The following is a 19,232-nucleotide window of genomic DNA, read 5'->3' as shown; positions in this document are numbered from 1 at the left end:
GCGTGGAAAAATCATGAAAAGCCAACTATGTGCGGTCAAGTAAACGGTAGGAACACTCTTCTAATAAACGCGACTGAGAATGTAAATCAGCTTTTTCCTTCACCACAGCCATCGCCTGGCTCTGCAATCGCTCATATAAGGTACGACCCTGCAACAGCGCGATGATACCTTCACTCGCTTTTTCAGCATCCAATGGCGTGAAATAGCCGGTTTCAGCGTGAGTGAAAAATTCCTGATAACGGTCTAGATCAGTCATCACAACGGGCGTGCCACAGGCCATGGCTTCCATAATCGACACAGGCGTTCCATCCGATGGCGACAGGCTTAAGACCAGGTCCGCCGTGTTATAGGCAATAACCATTTCCTGTTGGTTCATGGGTGGGGCGAACCGTACGTTTTCGCTCAGCCCTTCAGCAGAAATTTGTGCTTCCAGCTCTTTTCGGAAACCCTCATCCTGATTGTAGGTGGAAAAGACCAGCACGGCTTTGGGGCAGACTTTCACCACCCGCTTTAGGGCATCCACCATCATGGCCTGATTATAAAAAGGTTTCAGCATACGCGGGCTGAAAATAATCTGCGCATCATCTGCAACCTGCCACAGATCCCGGTAATTTTTCTGCCCATCCTTAGGGCCAAAGATCGTGTGGTTCACGCCCCAGACCACCCGTTGGATTTTAGACCGCGAAATGCCAAAACCTTCAACCGCATCACCTAAGAAATTGGACACAACCGTGATATGATCACATTTCTTCAAGGACCATTTGGTCAACCATTCCCCGATGGGGCCCTGTGATCCCTGTTCTTCAAACAAAACGTCACCACCCAGACAGCTGATGACCAACGGGCGCTTCCCCACCAAGGCAGCCATCCAGGTGGTTAATTCTGCGGCGTAATGAGCGTGATAGACATCCGCCTTGACCGAGCGTACACCCTTGTAGATTTGATAAAGCCACTTCAGCTTGCCCATGATCCCGGATGTATTTTCAACCGCACACGGCACATGGCGCACGCCGTCGGGCACACGGCCTGCATCGGGGGAAACCAACGTCACCTCATGACCAAAGCTTTGTAAAATGCCAGATTGCAGGTAGGTATGACTGCTGTTTGCTGCTGCCAACAAACAGATTTTCAGTTTCTGCTTTTCCATCACTTATCCTTTTACCCCAAAGCGTTCCATCCAGAGACCAAACGTCATCATCCGAATGAATCGGTTGTGAAACGGATCAGACCCACTGGCGATATTACGTGCAACTTTCAAGGCCTGTGGTTTTAACAGACCGTTTGAAACACCCACGGATTTTTCAACAAATTTATAAAAATCATTGGGCTTTTCTTTGGTTGCCCAAAATGCTTCTGCCGCCCCAAACCCTTTTTTATCACGCTGATTGACGATTGTTTCAGGCAAGAGATCAGACAATCCGTCGCGTAGCAGACGTTTACTGACACCGCGATGCAGTTTGTGGCTGATCGGTGCGCCCAGGATAAATTCCACCAGTTCCGCATCCAAAAACGGTGCGCGATTTTCAACACCATGGGCCATGGCCGCACGGTCCGCCCATTTCAGCTGCATGGGCAGACTTAAGGCACATAAGTGCGCGATGGAGGTCATGATCACCCCCTTGCCCCGCCCGCCAAGGGCGGCAAAGGGATCGCCGGGTTTGACATCCAGCTGTTTGATATTCACCCAGTTGGGCGTGGCTTGCGATCGTCCGGTCAGGCCGCGCAAGGCACCACCTGCCCAATCCGGCAAAACATTGTCCATGGTCATGGCACGCAATCCCTCACTGGACTGACCCGACATGGATTTCTGCACGGCCCATTCTTTTTTAAAATCTTCTATGCGGCCCCGTTTGATAAATCCTGCCAGATGCGGCCCCAAAATGGCGCTATTGCCCAGCAGTGTTTCATCCGCACCATAGCCGTCCAGCATAACTTTCACATCACTTTTGCCTGCGGCTTCATAAGCTTTCCATTGCGCAAAAACCTGTGCAGAACCGAATGGTTCATCATAATGCCAGATCATTTTATCCAGATTGGACAAAAACCCGTCCGCATCGGCCAGAATTTCATGTGACTCACTATCTGTTTTGGCAACCACCGCCTTTATCAAGTCTCCATCATCCGAGGCGTTGAGGTTGGAACGCGCTGAAAACACATGGCGCGATACCGCACCCCCTTCTTCGCGCAAGGCATGGGTAGCACAAGTAATCGCCGAAGAATCCAACCCGCCAGACAGGGACGTACCGACGGGAACATCAGCACGCAGATGCAGACGCACGGATTTCAAAAACAGGTCCTGAAACTGTTCACACGCCAAAGTGAAATCTTTGGGGGTAAATCGACTGGGTTTAACCTGATACCATTTCTGCAGATGTGGTGGCTTACCCATCTTGATCTCGGCCAGTGTGCCCGGTGCAATCTGTTCGACCTTGGCAAACATCGTGCGTCGGCTGTGATCATTCAGCCCCCAGACCAAAAAGTCGTACGCGGCCTGCCCATCCACATAAGGGCCCCAACCGTCCAGCACCGTAAAGGCCTTGATCTCAGAGGCAAAGGCCAACATTCCCTTGGGTCCGGGCCACATGTAAAGCGGTTTCACCCCAAAACGATCCCGAACAGCCGTGACCACATTGGTTTTGCGATCATAGATCACAAAGGCGAACATGCCATTTAGACGATCAAGACAGTTTTTGCCCCATTCTGTCCAGGCGGTCAGCAGGACTTCCGTATCGCTGTGGGTTTTAAAGCGATGGCCCAGTTCGATTAATTCACTTCGCAATTCCAGAAAGTTATAAATCTCGCCGTTGTAGGTGATCCAGTAGCGACCATTGGGGTCACACATGGGCTGATGGCCACCGTCTGAAACATCAATGACAGATAAACGGCGATGACCAAGACCCACACAATAGTCACTGTCTTCAGAGATTTCTTCGCGATCAAACGGACCGGCGCGTTGGGGGCTCAGTTGCGCAAACCCTTCCCCATCGGGCCCGCGGTGCGCGATGGTCTGGGTCATATCGACGAGAGTTTGTGCGTTAATCTCGCCTTTGGCATTGATCAGGGCAACAAGACCACCCATTTATTCCGCCTCATTTGCTGCAACGATTTGCCGAATTCCTTCTTTTAAAGAGGTTTGCGGCGTCCAGCCTGTATGTGACGAAATTTTATCGATATTTGCAACCCGATAATGTACTTCCAGATTTTTTCGCTCATCCGGGATGGCACTGTGATTGATCTGAGAGGTCGATTTCGTGGCAGCCACAATCTCTTGTGCCAGCTGATTGATGCTCGCAGCCTCGCCCGATCCCACGTTATAAATCTCAAACCCCTGGATGGTTTCAGCAACCTTAAGGGTCACAGCGGCCAAATCGTCGATGAAGATAAAATCACGCACCTGTTCCCCATCGCCAAAAATTTCCAGCTTCTCCCCGGCACGCGCTTTGGACATCATATTAGGCACGGCCATTTTTTCAAACTGTCCAAGACCATAAGGGTTGAAATAACGCATCACAGCCACATCCATCCCCAAGCCCTTGGAAATTTCCGCCAGTTTGGCCTCACACTGCAGTTTGCCTTCCGCGTAAGGGGACATGGGGGCAACAGGCGCAGTTTCTTCCACCGGGCGATCCATCACTTCCTGCCCATAAACCGCACTGGTAGAGGCATAGATGATCTTTTTAGCTCCGCAAGCCTTCGCCATAGCGAGCACGTTATCCAGCATGGTCAATTCTGTTGCCACATCACCCCAGATTTGTCCGGCAAAATGATAGATGGTTTTAATAGTGTCTGGCAGATCGACCTGTAAATCAGGCTGGCTTAAATCCGCATTGATACCGTTTTCAGCCACGTTATGACGATCCAGCGCAATGTAACTTCCCGGCGCAAGCTGTCTGGTTACCGCGCGCCCAATAAAGCCGCTGGCGCCGGTTACAAGGGTATTGATTGTGGCAGGCTGGTCAGTCATCAAGCAATTCCAACAGCACTTTGTTGAGATTGCCCGGCTTCCAATTCAGCAAGGATTTTGCCTTCTCATTATCACCATAAGAAATCATCGGCTCGCCCGCGCGCATGGGGAAGGCACCAAAATTCAACAGCTCTTCTGGCTGGTCGGCATAAAGACAAAGACTGGTCAAAAGATGCTTTAACAAAGTCGCCTGACCTGAACAGATATTAAAGATATCAAACTCACAACGGGCCATATCTTCCGCCAGTCCTAAATAAGCAGAACTAATATCTTCAACACTTAAGAAGTCACGCTTTTGAGAACAAGGCGATAAATCAACAGTTTCCCTAGCTTTTAGCTGTGTGATGACATGATCCATCAACTTGCCTGGCGCATCCATTGTCCCCACCGGGATATAAAGGCGTGCCACCCGTGTGCGCACCCGATAAAGCGCAGCCAGACGCTTGGCTTCCACCGTTTCCGCGAGCTTGGAAACTCCATAAGGTGTTTCCGGCCAGCAGGGGTCATCCTCTTTATTGGCTTCGTTACTGGAGCCATATTCCATGCTGGATCCCGTCAGGATCATGCAGGCACCAACCTTGTTCAGCGCTTCGTAAATTGCCTTGAGCGGTGTAACATTGACGGCAAAAGATTGCGCCAGATCATAGTCAGCCGAGGCATAATTGGTGGCATAGCCCGCATGCTGAATCCACAGTTGCGGCTTAACTTCTTCCACCAATGTGGCGACCGCCTGTGCATCCGTCACATCACAGACTTCAAAGGTCACCAGCGGCTTTAACACATTCAGACGTTCTGCACGGATGCCGTCATATTGATTGACCCGTTTGGTGGTCAGCGCAGTGACACCCCAACCTGCTTCCACAAAAGCTTTGGCGAGATGCATACCAACAAAGCTTGAAACGCCGGAGATAATAACTTTTCTCATGACCGATCAGCCCCACTCATAAGCCAGTGGCGGGTTATCCAGCCCCCGGCCTTCTGCTTCGTCCGCACGATGCAGGATAGAGGCACAATTTGCCAGCATGGCAGGCTCATCACTGATGCAGGTAAAGGCGGTCCAGACACCGGGGGGAATGGTCACCAGCTTATAATCCGCTGCTTCTGCCCCCAGAATGATCTCATCAATCTGCCCTGATACCTCATCCATCAAGACAAGCTTCATACGGCCCTGAACACAGGCGAGAGAACTGACCATTTCGGTATGTTTCTTCCAGCCCTTGATCACACCGGGATTGGTGATAGAGAAATAAACCTCGCCAAAATCGGCAAAATGATCGGCGTCTTTGCGCAACATGTGAAAGACTGCGCCGCGCTCATCATGGATTTGCTTTAAGGGCGTTATGACGACACCGTCAATCACTTGGCACCATCCAGATAAGTCGCCAGCTGTTCTTCGGTGACCGCAATTGGGTCTTCACCTTCATCCACGCGCTTGTACCAAGAAACAGTTTTTTCTACCGCTTCTTCAAAATCCCACTGCGGATGCCAGTTAACCTTGGTCTTGGCTTTATCGATGTTCAACATCAACAGGTTGGCTTCGTGGAATTTGGCGTCCGCTGCTTCCACACGCAAAGCACCTGCCCCCCAGACATCAATGGCTTTCTGGGTCAATTCTTCCACGGTACGGACATTTTCAGGTTCCGGCCCGAAGTTCCAGGCCCCGCGCGTTGCTTCGGCATTCAACAGCAGTTCCCGCGCGATCACCAGATAACCGGATAGCGGTTCCAGAACATGCTGCCACGGACGGGTCGCATTCGGGCTGCGCAGAACAATCTCTTCACCTGCCTGCAAGGACCGGATGCAATCCGGCACAATGCGGTTGGCGCTGAAATCGCCGCCACCAATGACATTACCTGCGCGTGTTGTCGCAGCAGCAAAGCCTTCACGATGGGCAAAAAACGAATCTTGATAAGAGGCAAAAACCAGTTCAGCGGCTGCTTTGGACCCTGAATAGGGGTCATGACCGCCCAGTTCGTCATTTTCCCGATAGCCCCAGATCCATTCTTTATTGCGGTAACATTTATCCGACGTGATAAAGACCAGTGCCTTAATGGTTTCACAAGCGTTCACGGCTTCCAAAAGGTTCGTCGCCCCACCCACGTTGGTATCAAAGGTGGTTTTCGGGTCATCATAGCTGTCACGCACCAGGGCTTGTGCGGCAAGATGGATCACGATTTCAGGCTGAACCTTATCGAACACAGCCTTTACAGTTGCCAGATCACGGATATCACCGTCATGCTGGTCAATACGTTCACGCAATTTCAGCTGATCAAACAGCGGCGCATCATCTTTGGGCGGCAGTGCAAAGCCCGCCACATCAGCGCCCAGCTGGTTCAACCATGTGCACAACCAGCTGCCTTTAAATCCGGTCGAACCTGTGACAAGAACGCGTTTGCCTTTAAAAATCGAAAAGTCCATGGGTCGCCTTACCACTTAATCCAGGGCGCTTCGCCTTTTTCCAACAGCTTGTTCAGTAACGCATAGTCACGGTATGTGTCCATGCACTGCCAGAAACCGTCATGGCTATACATCATCATTTCGCCGTCACGCGCAAGGTTGCGCATCGGGTCGGTTTCAAACGTTTCATCATCGCGCGATGCATCAAGATATTTGAAAATCTCGCGGTTACAAACGAAATAACCACCGGAGATACGGCCACCGGATGCATTTGGTTTTTCATTAAATTCTGTGATCTGGCCTTCACCGTTATGTTCCAGTTCGCCAAAGCGGCCCGGGGGACGCACACCAGAAACCGTCAGGATTTTGCCGTGGGATTTATGGAATTCAACCAATTCGTTGATATCAATGTCGCACACACCATCGCCATAGGTCAGCATGAACATATCATCATCGCCGATATAGCGTTCAATCTTCTTGATACGTGATCCGGTCAGTGTATCCGGGCCTGTTTCTGCACAAGTGACTTTCCAGTCGATAGGTTCCTGCGCGTTATCAAAGCTGAGTTCGCGCCCTTGAGAGAAATCAATGGTGAAATCGGACACCATAGCGCGGTAGTTCAGGAAGAAATTCTTGATCGCATCGCCTTTATATCCCAGACACAAGGTGAAATCCTTATGTCCAAAATGCGCGTAGGTGCGCATGATGTGCCACACGATGGGATAATTCCCAACCGGGATCATGGGTTTGGGTAAACTGTCATCAACACCGCGAATTCGGGTCCCCTGACCCCCACAAAGAATGACAACTTTCATCAACTGCTCCTACACAATAAAGCTTTGAAGCTTTATGAGGGTTTCAGCCATTTGGGTCAAGGGTTTGAGCCTCAGAAACTAGGAATATACCGGATGTTTCACAATTCTTAACGCACAGGCCAGACGAAAGCCAAAATAGATGGTGCCATAGATCGGACTATAGGTAATAGCAGAAAAAACCTGCCCCAGCCCTTTGCCCCATTTTTTCTCATGAAGCAGGGCAAACGCATATTGCACGGTGCGCTTGGCTACATTCTTGCGACCCATCGCTTTTGCGGCGCCGGAAAGACCCGGTAGGTTTGCAGCTTCGCGAAACAATTCGCGCGCTTCATAGGCCCGCATCAACCCCAGTTCCGGTGCGTTTGATGCCTGACCGCTATGAACACGCAGTTTCAAAACAACCTTGGGCAAGACCTTGATCTTATAACCTGCCTTGATCATTTCCAGCGCCAGCGCAAAATCCGACCCGTAATGGTATTTGGGCTCATACCCGCCAACTTTATCGGAAATGGACTTGCGATACATGTATGTGGAATGCGCCAGCGGATTGCTCCCCTGATAGGCCTCTAACAGCCCCTCAAAACTTTTCGGCAATTCACAGGTCTGCACCAACTTGCCATTTTCATCAATTTCTTCAAACCATCCACTGACGAGTGCCAGATTTTCATCGGCCCGAAGCGCGGCCACCTGCTTTTCCAAACGGTCCGGTGTCGGGACGTCATCCCCATCATTCACCGCAATAAATTCACCAGATGCATTGGCATAAGCCAGACGAATACCATCCCCAAAGGTTGGTTTTTCAAGGGTTTGATGAATTACTTTCAGGCGTGCATCATCATAACTGTCCAGGATCGCCTGCGTGCTGTCCGTGGACCCATTATTACAAACTACAAGTTCGAAATCCTTATAGGTCTGGGCAAAGATCGCATCCAATGTTTCGCTGAGAAATTCTTCTCCGTTGTAGACCGTCATAATAACAGAAAGAGAGTATTTATCGTCTTGCTTCAACACTTTCAATTATCCCATCTTCCAACACAGGTGCGAGCAAACCACCAACTGTTTTATCTACTACAAAATTTTGGGATGATTGTGCCATATGCTCCTGAATGAAGGTAACAAGTTCTTCACTTTCCAATACTGAATGGCGAATTTGATCTGGCAACTTGTCAAATGAAATATGCATACCCGATTCAACACAAACACAAGGCATCCCCTTGATAACAGCTTCAATTGCAACACCCGTCGTACTATAGACCATCAAGTCTGCTCGCTGAAAAAGCGAAACTGCCTTATCAGAACTTAATTCAATCATATCAGATTGGCGGCCAAAAATACCTGCCAACGCCTCTGATAAGTTATCAATGTAATGCTGCCCGACTACAGGGTGATGGTTTACAATTAATTTTATCCCTTCAATACTTTTTACAGCATTGGCCACCTTTGTCACTAAAGATAACGATTCTTCAACATCAATTGGTGCGCAACATAAAATCACATTCTTTCCAGCATCTCTTTCAAGCGATGCCTGATTTAATAAAGATTCAAATCGCAAACTTCCAACCACGTTCAGTTTGCCATCAGGTACTCTTTTTTCTAAAAACCACTGCTTGTAGATCTCACCCATTAACAAAATTTGATCTGGAAAACTGCCACCATTCAAAGCTTTTTGGGAAGAGAAAAAACCAATATAGCGCCTGGCAAAAGGAGCATGCTGATATGCGATTGCCTTCGTGGACGGAAGGGATTTGTGTATCCCGCTCACCAACGCACGTTCCCACCCCTGATTTTCAAATGTGTATATGATAGCTTTTGGATTGATATTTTTTGCAGCGAGGTTCTGTGCAACGGCTTTATAAGAAGCGGCTATGCTGGTCTGCGGTTTTTCCAGGTCCCTGCATAATTCATTATGTAAGAACCGCGAAACATCAAAACCAAGAATATTAATTTTCCGCCCCAACAGTTTCTTCATGCGCCAGGAGGAGAAACAGGCGTGTACAATCGACAATAGAGATCGACATTCATTAATAGAAACAACAGGCTCAAACGCATGAACCAGATTCTCTGTAATTTTCCCAATATCTTGTGTCCAGCACAACGGCTGCGCAAGGAAACCAACTTTCAGACCGCGTTGAGTCAATAAGCTCACCATACGTTCCAAGTTTCCACAACGTTCTGTTGGTCGATCCAAACTGAAACTATTTTCACCAACCCAATCCACAAGCAAAACATCACATTCTTTCAAATCACGCCACACAGCACGCGGGCGTTGCTTTCTGACACGATAAGAAAGGTATTTCTGTTGCAGAACTTGCTTTAACGCTGAGACACGCGCACGCAACATTTTCGTAAAGCGAGGTGAAGGTGGGGTCGAACTCATCTGAAAACGACAATTGATCGCGATTTTATTTGCTCGACAAACCAGATAGAAATCCTGCGCGACTTCCTTATTTTCAAATAAGAAGACTTGCCGGCGTGCAGGATCAATAACTTTTTGAAGCACCAGAAAACGTGCCACATTAAGCTGTAAGTTACCAACCAGTGGACTACGCTCAGCACTCAAACTGGCTTGCCAGATATCAAATTCCTGATCATTCAAACCCAGCTGGGCATCGAGATTCAGCAAATTATCTTCAATCTTATCTGAATATTTATTCAGCAAATCTCCCGGAATACATATGTTTATCAAGTCAGTTTCCTGACTTTTTAACATATTGTAGTCCGCAACAGCCCCTCCAAAAACCCAGAGATCCGTTGGTTCATCTGTCACACGATTTGAAAGAGATGCCACAAAATCAGACGTTAGTACGTCAATATACCCAACATTGGCCGCCATAAATCTATACCAGCGAACAATTTACACATGGCATAAGCTTATCACGATTTCCTGCAAGATGTTGCTGACGCAACATATCGTAGCCTTCCCCTGTCCAAAGCTCGCTGATATCCTTGTCCTTTACATTCCCGACGGCCAAGGAAGACAAATAATCAACATCACAAGGGTTTATACGACCATCCCACCAGACAAATAGACGACGCCACAAGTCCGAACAAGGTTGTGAAACATTTGTAGCCTCCGCATCATAAACGCTTTCCCAGGGGTTGTAATCCACAAACGCGACCTGATCGACATAGTCTTTCCAAAAACTTTCAATTTTATCAAAGTCTTGCTGATCAGAAAATTTAACGCCAGAAACACGTGTAATCGTTCGTGATTGAGAATAGTGTTTTGCCTTGATATCGCTAAACATCTGAACATTCTTAAGCACTTTATCCAAACGGCCATTCACACGTAACTTGGCATAAAGTTCGTCATCTGCCGCATCCGCTGAAAACACGACTGTGTTGGGCTCTGCCGACAGTAATGCATGTATCTTCTCTTCTGTCAGATACCACGCATTGGTATTCACTTTCAGACCTAAAAATTTTCCTGAAGCATATTCCAGCATCTTCACGATGTCCTTGGCCAACAAGGGTTCACCGCGTGATGCTAACGTAACAGCCTCCACACGTCCATGAATCTGATCTACAATTTTCTTGAACAGATCAAGGTCCATACGCCCTTTATGCCCGGCTTTACTATCTGTCAGTTTCTTGTCTGTCTGATAACAAAACACACAACGATAATTACATACCGAAGTCGGCTCGATTTGCACGCAGGGCGGAAAAGCGTCTAGTTCATGCGTGCTGGGAAAAACATCATAACGAAATCTGTAATAAAGATAACGTGGCAGTTCCTCATCACTCAGACGATTGATCTCTTCAACAATATGAGGTCTAAGCCAAAAGTTATCTTCACTATTTCCCTTACCAGCTGACAGACTTGATACAGCACGCATTATCAGCTCTTGCTGTCCATCTTCCCAATTATAGCTGTCCAAACGATCCGCCATCGTCTGAATACGCTTTAAAATATCTGACGTTTCAGTATCAATACCCGACAAACCGACAAAGCTGTTGTCTTTTTTATAGGTTTTTTGTTCCATTTTTGTTGTCAGCCGCTTTGCTGCACGCCGTATTCCAGGTCCGCGACCTGTGCAATTTCAGCATTCGGATTATCAGTCGGCGCCTTGAAATATCTGTCCATATACTCTTCTTTTAACTCCGCAAAAATGCGGTTCCCTTCAGGCGTATCCGGTTCAGCGCGCTCAATGTCCTTCCATCGGCTTTTCGGGAAAGTCGTGTACAGAATAAAACACTTACGCAGCCCCATAATCTCATCAATAGAATATTGTTCCATTTCAAAGACAGGTGCATCTGTCAGACATTTTGTAATGGTTTCATGCTTGATAAGACCCAAATCTTCACAGATTTTGCGAAGAGGCGTTCCATGAAACGGCACAAACGAATAAATATTCGCATTATCCGCCATGATTTCACGATTCAATTCGACAGTATCCATTGCGATCTCACGTGTTTCCTTCGGGAAGCCTGTAATATTGTTCACCGAGAATTGCACCCCATATTGGTGAGGAATACGCAACGCCTTGATAATATCTTCATTCTTCCATTGGCGATCTAACATTTCAGAGCGGAATTTCTCATTCCCGTGTTCCAGCCCAAAAGAAATACGATGCAAACCGACTTCACTTAATTTGCGGATATTATCATGGTTAATTGTTTCCGGTCGGGTTTGCATCCAAAAGGGCAACTTGATATCTGAATACATTTCACAGAATTCATCCAATTCACGTGAATTCATAGCCAAGAATGTATCCGCCCAGAAATATGCATATTCAAGATTCAATTCGTCCTTGAAATATCGAAGTTCCTTATAAACAAGGTCCATCTTCTTTTTACGCAAGAATCGAGAGTTTGTTTCTTCCTTATAGAAAGACATCTGGGACGGTGAATTACAGAAACTGCATTTATAAGGACAGCCACGAATGGTTTCGATCGGCAACATGCGATAAACACGACCAGACATTGGCCGATAGAGGCGCGCATCCTCAAAAGTTCCCACATCAATCATCGGAAGCTCGTTGATATCAACAGCTTTTGTTACCGAATTTTTCTTAATGGAACCACTTGGTTGTTTGACCCATAAATTTGTTACGTCGTTATAATTATGACCTTTTTCAAGTTTTTCACAAAGGTCGATCAAGGCATGTTCGCCTTCGCCCACACACACCATATCCACAAGCGGCCAGCTAATCGCAATATCTGGTGCAAAAGTAGGAAACACTCCTCCTGCAATTACGGGGGTTTGATTTTTGAGCTTATATTCCTTTACTTCTTCCAGAATATGCATGCCCAATTCCCACATATCTTCCGTTGAAGATATTGCAATCAGGTTTGGCTGAAATCTTTTGACCTGTTCTGCCAAGTCCTGACGCCAATCGGTCGTACGAAGATTAATACCACGCCCGTCCATGTCGTAAGGCACAACATTCAAAAAGTCCATCTTGGTACCGTCACTATCAATCCCGTAGTCGGTCTGATAATAGGTCGCATCAAAGACTTCGATATTGTGACCTTCTCTTTTCAACAAAGATGAAAAAAGTGCGATAGCGGGGGGGAGCATGTTCATCCCAAACGTATTCGGATAAACGAACAACACATTAATTCCCACTTTAATCTCCTACTTCAATAAATTTTATGAACGTCTTAATTCAACAACAGCGTCTTCCATAACTTTTATGAAAGGTTCTATAATTGAAGGAACGTCCAGACTGACACGAACATATTCTTTCAGGGTACTATGTCCAAAGCCACCTTTAATTAAATAGCCACGGTTCGCCAACTCATCAAGTAACCGAGCAGGATTTATATCACCGGGGGTCTTCATAAGCTGGAAATTAGCAGCACAGACAGGAATTTCAAAACCTAATTTTTCTATGGCTTTTATTAACAGTTCCCGGCTTCGTTCGATTTCGTTTTTAAATGTCTCGATCACATGTGGGTTTTCCAGCAGATAACATGCCATCGCCGCGCCAACTGAATTGACCTCCCCTGGGCTTCTGACCTTCTGAATCACCGCCATAGTAGAACGGTCCCCCATTGCAAACCCTATCCGCAAGCCCGCAAGCCCACCCACTTTCGAAAAAGTCCGCAAGACAACAACATTATCATATTCGTCTATCAGGGGGCGTGCTGAGACAGGGTGAAAAGGATAATAGGCTTCATCTATCAACAAAAGCGCTCCGGCATCCCGGGCAACGTCAGCTATTTTTCTCAAATCCTCAAGCGATAGAATTGTGCCAGTTGGTTGATCGGGGTTAGCAATACAGCACAATCGCGCTCCCTTTCGAATACCATTAAGCAAATCATCAAGATTGAACTTGAAATCCGGCCCCTCACCATAAGGAACACCGAGATAATTTGCCTGAAAGATCCGTGACCAGACAGCATACATCCCATATGTGGGGTCCGGTGTTAAAACAAGGTCGCCAGGGCTCAAAAAAGCCTGAAATACACGGCGAATAAGACCATCTGATCCGGCACCAACTGAAAGTCGCTCCAGCGGCAAATCTTCCTGACAGGAAAGTCGTTTATACAATGGCCCTAAGTCGGGATAAATACTAAACAGACTCGAAGATTGCCGTTGCAACATCTCTTGAAAAACGTCAGATGGGAATTCACTGACCCGTTCATTTCGATCTAGGCAGACCATGCCTTCACGACCAGAAATAATGTCACTATCACGTGAAATCTCAATCAAATGTTCGTTTGGCAAAATCACTGCAACACTTTTAATCCCAAATTTGTTTTGCTGTACATATCTTGTTGTTTGTCCGACAGTCGACCGGACACAAAATCAAGAAAGGTGTTTCTTGATCCAGAATTCAGCTTGCGGCATTTGATAATCGTAATCCACATCAAGACCGCCTTCATTACGGATCGGCCAAATATTTCGGCCCATCCATTTCTGCGGCAAAAGACCGTCTTCCATGTTCTCGAGATTTTGCGGACGAACGACTGAAACCCCCATATCAGCAAATAAAACATCTCCCTGACTGTCCCGATCACAGTTCAACGTCTTGGGATTCCCAAAAGTTTCAAAAGGGACAAATGGCTGCAGATGACCGCTTTCATCTGTTTTACGCGCACGTAGTGGGCTCCACATATTATAACAGCTGACACTTACAGCACTGTCCGTTTCAGGCTGATCACGCAAAACCTGAATACCTTCTTCCAGTTGCGCAACTGAAATGGTAGGCGCATTTGCCATCAACAGAACAAGCAGTTCGAGCTCCTCGCCCTGTTCTTCGCATTCTTTTTTAATGATCTCGTAGGCATGCACATAAGCATCCTCTCCCAAAGCTGCCTTGTCCGCCAAATAGTCTGGACGATCAATAACTTCAGCACCATACTCTTCGGCGACATCTTTAATACCTTGGCTATCCGTTGAAACATAAATGCGATCAATTGAAGGTGCATTCTGGGCAGCAATCAAAGGATAAGCAACCAAAGGCATGCCAAGTACCGGGTAAAGGTTTTTTCCAGGAAAACCAGTTGATCCAGCGCGACCAATTAAAATTGCAACAATCATGTTTCACCCAAATTGTTTTAGTAAAATAAAAAATAACATACAGATCATGTCCTCTTTGATCCAACGAGAACCCATCTGGGTCCAACGAAATTAATAGGGATGCAAATTGCCGTCACCAGAATAATGACCAGATATCTATCAACACCTAAATCAATAATAGTTATGAGCAGCACACTTCCAATCAGGTAAGAAAAACATTGAAAATTTAATACTTTACAAAATTCACCTTATTCAGAGAAAGAATAGAATTTTTTCTATCGTTCATAAGCCATGACTATATGGCCCCAATCTACTTCAAACGGCACGGTCAAAACGATAGTTAAAGATATTTGAATACTGTGTCTTATCAAACATGGGACTATGTCGTTTGCTTGTCAAACTGAAACCAACCGATTCAATATCTGTAATAATCGCATTCGTATATTCAGGACGTTTTTCATCAAGTTCGATTGAAACTGATTTGACACGCGCATCAGACAATGTTTTCAGCGCCCCTTTAATAATCTTGTCTTCAATGCCATCAACGTCGATTTTGATATGTGTTGGGAAGTCTGGTTCGAATTTCTCAACGAAATTATCAAGCGTCATCCCAACCATGCCTTGTTCAAATTTGGCCTCAAATTGATCCCCGTTATGATCAATCGGCACATCGAAACTTGATACAGCCGATCCAAAACCTGTATTTTGAACATGAAAACTGCCTAACATGTCCTTGTCATTTAGCGCCAAACAAAAAGCTTGTACGTTCTCAAACAGGTTATTTTCCTCAATATTGCGATTGATCAGAAAATAGTTTGCTGCCAGTGGTTCAAAAGCTTTGACCTTTACGGATTTCTTGATCCCGGCATAAATTGTATAAATCCCGACATTCGCCCCGATATCAAACAAAACATCCCCATCTTCCATTGAGTCAATCCACTCAATGGTCTCGGGTTCTTTTGTCAGCAACGTTTCAGCGCGCCATAAGGGCAGACTATCCAGACAATAAAAACGTACTCTCCCACGCTTGGTTTCAATGACCTTGATAACTTCATCAAACCCATGTCTGGACATAGCCTCACGCAGGATCAAAGAAACTTTTCGACGCCATCCTTCGCCGAAAATTGTGATCATAAAACGCACCACACCGACAAGATTTTTTTTAATAAACTGTTTCATAATCTTAGTATCTACTCTTCAATGCAACCGTGTGGCGGATGTGTTTCCGGGTTATCCTGATCCAAAAACTGAATCATATCCAGCAACCCAAGACCAATATCAATATAAGTTTCGCGGGTCATTTTGCGTCCCAGACGAGGCGTATAGTTATAAGGGGTTTGAATATAATGCCCGGTCACAGATTGTGTATTCAGCTGAATATCAACTTTATTGTTGAGGATCTCTTTCATCATCTCCAGCATTTCTCCGGTGGTCATTCTTTCGCGACCCGTCAAATGCAAGATGGCATTTTCAAAACGATCATCTAAAACATCAGCACTCATCAACGCTGCGTCACGAATATGAATATATTCGCGCACTTCTTTACCAGATCCACCATAGGTGATCACGCCTTTTTCCAAAGCCGATTTCAGCATTCTAAAGACAGCATTGGAAGAGTCCGCACGCGGGCCATAAAGAGAGCCATAGCGCACAATAGAGTAATTCAGCCCATATCTGTCGTGATAGTCCTGAATGAGGTGTTCACACGCCTGTTTTGACGTCCGATAAAACGAACCTTGGTCAGAATAAACATAAATAGAGCTGGAAAAAATAAACCGCTGAACATTACAAAGACGGGCGGCTTCCAACATATTGACCGTGCCCATTAAATTGACAGACATGGTATCGCGTGGACGATCAATGGCTTTATCAATGTCTGCTAACGCCGCCAAATGATAGATCACATCGACCCCTTTGACCGCATCACACACATGCTCGAAATTCGTGACATCACCGATGATCATCGTTTGTCCCGGCCTTAAATAAGCCGATTCAACCAGATCGAAGACAAAAACCTCGTGGCCTGCTTCCGTTAGCGCATCTGCCACGTGGCTGCCCAAAAAACCAGCCCCACCTGTAACAAGAATTTTCATTAGTCTCTCGTCACTCCCCTCGTTTCACAGCAAAAGATTCTGCCATATCATATTCAGCCTGAGGCACAGGCGAGAGAAATTGCTCTTTCATCATAAAACGTACCGCTTCTGCCGTTGCCTCAATCTCCATCTGAGCACGACAGTCTTTTGTCATGGACCCGAGATGGCATGTCAAAACAAGATTATCCAGCGCCGCTAATTCGCCGCAATATGGCTCTTGTTCGAACACATCTATAGCAGCCCCATGCAATTGTCCATTTTTAATCGCGTCTGCCAACGCTTTCTCGTTAATCATGCCGCCACGCGCCGTATTAATCAAAACCGCATCCGACTTTAATAAAGACAATTCTTGTGCAGAAATCAAATTCTGTGTTTGCGGCGTCAAGGGCAAATGCAAACTGATGACATCACACTGTTGCAAAATATCTTTTTTGTCCGCCCAAGTGACAAAACCATCCAATTCTGGCTTATCCAACAGATCATTTGCCCAGATATCCACCCCGGGGAACCCCATCGCAAGATGCTTGATCACGCGCGCGCCAATGCGGCCACACCCTAAAATACCGACTTTACAATCAGACAACCGACGCCCGGCCAAACGATGCCAATTTTCTTGTCGAATATCGCGGTCTGCTTTGGAAACACCGCGCAAAACATCCAACATCAAACCTATGGTCAATTCGGCCACAGCAGGTGATGGCGCATCAGGGGTATATGAAACCAAAATCTCTTTTTCTTTTGCCGCCACCAAATCCACGCTATCTAAGCCAATGCCGACACGGCAAATGGCCTTTAGGTTTGGACATTGATCCATAACCGCTTTATCAATTCGTTCGGTCCCGGCAATCACAATATCAGCCGACCCAATGACCCCGGCGACTTCTTCGGGTTTTAATTTTCGCCCCAAAGGATTGATCTCATAGTCCAGACCCGCTTCTTTCATCAATACTAAAGGTGTCTCGTCTATAGCCCCAAATGGAACCGTCGTTATCACAGCTTTCATGTTAACTCATTTTATCCATGATTTTTTCGTCATCGTATCTATATCTAACGTTCTGACAATTAAGATGGGAAGGGAAGAAGTACCATATCTCAATAATCCCGGTCCAAGTAAACCTTCATTTTACTTTAGTTTCAAATTTTAAAAACCCGACAAGCCACAAAAACCCCGGCAAACATTGCCAAAAACACCCACAAAAACACAATAAAAATGCAGCCAATTATGCGGAATAGGCTTGTAATTTTTTTGCGATATCGTTAGATACAATTACAATTGCCAATCACATTAAACGCCTTTGGAAAAGATAACTATGATGGGATCAAATAAGCGAATGGTTTGGCCCCTTAATTCAGACCCCGATTCACCCTGCTTCGTGACGACTGCACCCGGCGTATTTCTCTAAAGCTTCAGACCTTAAAGAAAACGAATGAACCTTGATAAGATACTAATTTCTGCCGATACCCCATTGTCAAAAGTAATCGAATTACTGAATGAAAATGCTGTCGGCATCGTCATCGTTATCGATAAAGACTACCATATAACTGGCACCGTCACCGATGGAGATGTGCGCCGCGCCCTCATGCAAAGCATTGACATGACCATAAGCGCAGGCACCATCCTTCAAAGCAAAGATGAATTAACACCAAAACAGCCGATCTCTGCACCCGTTGGCACAGATGATGCGACGATTTTATCGTTAATGACAGAACATCGCTTGCACCAAATTCCCCTTGTAGATGCAAATAATAGAATTGTTGATTTGGTTTTGCTAGATGATTTGGTATTAGAAAATGAAAACAGCCTTGCGGCCGTTTTAATGGCGGGTGGCTTCGGCAAACGCCTGATGCCCATGACCAAAGAAACGCCCAAACCCATGTTAGAAATTGGCGGCAAACCGATTATGGAACGCATCATCGGCCAATTGCGTGAAAATGGAATTGGGCGCGTCAGCGTGACCACCCACTACCGCCATGACCAAATCGTCAATCACTTTGGTGATGGTCAGGATTTTGGGTTGGAAATTGATTATGTACGTGAAGACAACCCGCTGGGAACTGCGGGCGCCTTGTCCATGATCGAAAAACCTAAACAACCGGTTCTAGTCATGAATGGGGATATCATTACTGAATTGAATTTCCGCATGTTCGGCAAGTTCCACAATGATAATAATGCGGTAATGACAGTCGCGGTACGCCCATATGAATACACCGTCCCCTTTGGGGTCATGGAAACCGATGGCGTGTTCGTCAAAGGGGTGCATGAAAAACCGATCAACCGTTGGATGGTAAATGCAGGCATTTATATTTTAACACCCGAAGCTTTTGATTTTATTCCCCAAGGTCAATATTTCGACATGCCGACCTTGATGGACGAATTAATCAAAAACAATAAAAATGTCGTTTGCTTTCCCTTGTATGAATACTGGAAAGACATCGGGCGGCCACAAGATTTTGAAGCTGCTGAAGAAGACGTAAAAAATAAACTAGGAAAGTAA

Annotated in this window: 17 protein-coding genes; 1 reads left to right on the top strand and 16 read right to left on the bottom strand. The window is 46.3% G+C overall.

What is annotated here, in order from left to right:
- Window positions 1-25: 25 nt before the first annotated feature.
- The 16 genes from RYZ26_RS14560 to RYZ26_RS14485 form a co-directional block, all read right to left on the bottom strand.
- The gene (locus RYZ26_RS14560) at window positions 26-1,147 is read right to left on the bottom strand and encodes a glycosyltransferase family 4 protein (RefSeq protein ID WP_317683959.1); all 1,122 of its coding nucleotides are present in this window, start codon (window positions 1,145-1,147) and stop codon (window positions 26-28) included.
- A 3-nt stretch (window positions 1,148-1,150) separates the two neighbouring features.
- Window positions 1,151-3,079, bottom strand: coding sequence for an asparagine synthase (glutamine-hydrolyzing) (asnB, locus tag RYZ26_RS14555; RefSeq protein WP_317683958.1), 1,929 nt, complete (start codon window positions 3,077-3,079; stop codon window positions 1,151-1,153).
- Window positions 3,080-3,964, bottom strand: a complete 885-nt coding sequence (locus tag RYZ26_RS14550) for an NAD-dependent epimerase/dehydratase family protein (protein WP_317683957.1) — start codon at window positions 3,962-3,964, stop codon at window positions 3,080-3,082.
- Window positions 3,957-4,889 carry an NAD-dependent epimerase/dehydratase family protein gene (locus tag RYZ26_RS14545; RefSeq protein WP_317683956.1) on the bottom strand — a complete coding sequence of 311 codons (933 nt, stop codon included), beginning with the start codon at window positions 4,887-4,889 and terminating at the stop codon, window positions 3,957-3,959. The genes RYZ26_RS14550 and RYZ26_RS14545 overlap by 8 nt, the downstream gene beginning before the upstream one ends.
- Window positions 4,890-4,895: 6 nt before the next feature.
- A complete protein-coding gene (locus RYZ26_RS14540; protein WP_317683955.1) occupies window positions 4,896-5,324 on the bottom strand; it encodes a dTDP-4-dehydrorhamnose 3,5-epimerase family protein in 429 nt (142 codons plus the stop codon).
- Window positions 5,321-6,382 carry a CDP-glucose 4,6-dehydratase gene (gene rfbG / locus RYZ26_RS14535; protein ID WP_317683954.1) on the bottom strand — a complete coding sequence of 354 codons (1,062 nt, stop codon included), beginning with the start codon at window positions 6,380-6,382 and terminating at the stop codon, window positions 5,321-5,323. Before rfbG ends, RYZ26_RS14540 begins: the two co-directional genes overlap by 4 nt.
- A gap of 8 nt (window positions 6,383-6,390) precedes the next feature.
- A complete protein-coding gene (locus RYZ26_RS14530; RefSeq protein ID WP_317683953.1) occupies window positions 6,391-7,176 on the bottom strand; it encodes a glucose-1-phosphate cytidylyltransferase in 786 nt (261 codons plus the stop codon).
- A 78-nt stretch (window positions 7,177-7,254) separates the two neighbouring features.
- Window positions 7,255-8,187 (bottom strand): glycosyltransferase family 2 protein, encoded by a 933-nt coding sequence (locus RYZ26_RS14525; RefSeq protein ID WP_317683952.1) that lies wholly within the window; start codon window positions 8,185-8,187, stop codon window positions 7,255-7,257.
- Window positions 8,168-10,009: a hypothetical protein gene (locus RYZ26_RS14520; RefSeq protein ID WP_317683951.1), complete on the bottom strand. Its 1,842-nt coding sequence runs from the start codon at window positions 10,007-10,009 to the stop codon at window positions 8,168-8,170. The genes RYZ26_RS14525 and RYZ26_RS14520 overlap by 20 nt, the downstream gene beginning before the upstream one ends.
- A gap of 4 nt (window positions 10,010-10,013) precedes the next feature.
- Window positions 10,014-11,159: a radical SAM/SPASM domain-containing protein gene (locus RYZ26_RS14515; protein WP_317683950.1), complete on the bottom strand. Its 1,146-nt coding sequence runs from the start codon at window positions 11,157-11,159 to the stop codon at window positions 10,014-10,016.
- Between the two features lie 8 nt (window positions 11,160-11,167).
- Window positions 11,168-12,577, bottom strand: a complete 1,410-nt coding sequence (locus RYZ26_RS14510; protein ID WP_411576874.1) for a B12-binding domain-containing radical SAM protein — start codon at window positions 12,575-12,577, stop codon at window positions 11,168-11,170.
- 192 nt (window positions 12,578-12,769) lie between these two features.
- Complete coding sequence (locus tag RYZ26_RS14505) at window positions 12,770-13,855, bottom strand: pyridoxal phosphate-dependent aminotransferase (protein WP_317683949.1); 1,086 nt, start codon at window positions 13,853-13,855, stop codon at window positions 12,770-12,772.
- A gap of 75 nt (window positions 13,856-13,930) precedes the next feature.
- A complete protein-coding gene (locus RYZ26_RS14500) occupies window positions 13,931-14,665 on the bottom strand; it encodes an acylneuraminate cytidylyltransferase family protein (RefSeq protein WP_317683948.1) in 735 nt (244 codons plus the stop codon).
- Window positions 14,666-14,959: 294 nt separating this feature from the next.
- Window positions 14,960-15,823, bottom strand: coding sequence for an FkbM family methyltransferase (locus tag RYZ26_RS14495; RefSeq protein WP_317683947.1), 864 nt, complete (start codon window positions 15,821-15,823; stop codon window positions 14,960-14,962).
- A gap of 11 nt (window positions 15,824-15,834) precedes the next feature.
- Window positions 15,835-16,737, bottom strand: coding sequence for an NAD-dependent epimerase/dehydratase family protein (locus RYZ26_RS14490; RefSeq protein ID WP_317683946.1), 903 nt, complete (start codon window positions 16,735-16,737; stop codon window positions 15,835-15,837).
- Window positions 16,738-16,747: 10 nt separating this feature from the next.
- Window positions 16,748-17,740, bottom strand: a complete 993-nt coding sequence (locus RYZ26_RS14485; protein ID WP_317683945.1) for a phosphoglycerate dehydrogenase — start codon at window positions 17,738-17,740, stop codon at window positions 16,748-16,750.
- 424 nt (window positions 17,741-18,164) lie between these two features.
- Between RYZ26_RS14485 and RYZ26_RS14480 the strand changes: the two genes are divergently transcribed.
- Window positions 18,165-19,232, top strand: a complete 1,068-nt coding sequence (locus RYZ26_RS14480) for a nucleotidyltransferase family protein (RefSeq protein WP_317683944.1) — start codon at window positions 18,165-18,167, stop codon at window positions 19,230-19,232.

The organism is Terasakiella sediminum (genome assembly GCF_033100395.1).
In the GTDB taxonomy this organism is placed as follows: Bacteria; Pseudomonadota; Alphaproteobacteria; order Rhodospirillales; family Terasakiellaceae; genus Terasakiella.
This window is presented reverse-complemented; position numbering and strand designations above follow the sequence as displayed.

Bases quoted from the DNA above. Each gene is read 5' to 3' on its own strand.
- RYZ26_RS14560 (WP_317683959.1), bottom strand. From the start codon at position 1,147: ATGGAAAAGCAGAAACTGAAAATCTGTTTGTTGGCAGCAGCAAACAGC.
- asnB (WP_317683958.1), bottom strand. From the start codon at position 3,079: ATGGGTGGTCTTGTTGCCCTGATCAATGCCAAAGGCGAGATTAACGCA.
- RYZ26_RS14550 (WP_317683957.1), bottom strand. From the start codon at position 3,964: ATGACTGACCAGCCTGCCACAATCAATACCCTTGTAACCGGCGCCAGC.
- RYZ26_RS14545 (WP_317683956.1), bottom strand. From the start codon at position 4,889: ATGAGAAAAGTTATTATCTCCGGCGTTTCAAGCTTTGTTGGTATGCAT.
- rfbG (WP_317683954.1), bottom strand. From the start codon at position 6,382: ATGGACTTTTCGATTTTTAAAGGCAAACGCGTTCTTGTCACAGGTTCG.
- RYZ26_RS14530 (WP_317683953.1), bottom strand. From the start codon at position 7,176: ATGAAAGTTGTCATTCTTTGTGGGGGTCAGGGGACCCGAATTCGCGGT.
- RYZ26_RS14520 (WP_317683951.1), bottom strand. From the start codon at position 10,009: ATGGCGGCCAATGTTGGGTATATTGACGTACTAACGTCTGATTTTGTG.
- RYZ26_RS14515 (WP_317683950.1), bottom strand. From the start codon at position 11,159: ATGGAACAAAAAACCTATAAAAAAGACAACAGCTTTGTCGGTTTGTCG.
- RYZ26_RS14510 (WP_411576874.1), bottom strand. From the start codon at position 12,577: ATGGACTTTTTGAATGTTGTGCCTTACGACATGGACGGGCGTGGTATT.
- RYZ26_RS14500 (WP_317683948.1), bottom strand. From the start codon at position 14,665: ATGATTGTTGCAATTTTAATTGGTCGCGCTGGATCAACTGGTTTTCCT.
- RYZ26_RS14495 (WP_317683947.1), bottom strand. From the start codon at position 15,823: ATGAAACAGTTTATTAAAAAAAATCTTGTCGGTGTGGTGCGTTTTATG.
- RYZ26_RS14490 (WP_317683946.1), bottom strand. From the start codon at position 16,737: ATGAAAATTCTTGTTACAGGTGGGGCTGGTTTTTTGGGCAGCCACGTG.
- RYZ26_RS14485 (WP_317683945.1), bottom strand. From the start codon at position 17,740: ATGAAAGCTGTGATAACGACGGTTCCATTTGGGGCTATAGACGAGACA.
- RYZ26_RS14480 (WP_317683944.1), top strand. From the start codon at position 18,165: ATGAACCTTGATAAGATACTAATTTCTGCCGATACCCCATTGTCAAAA.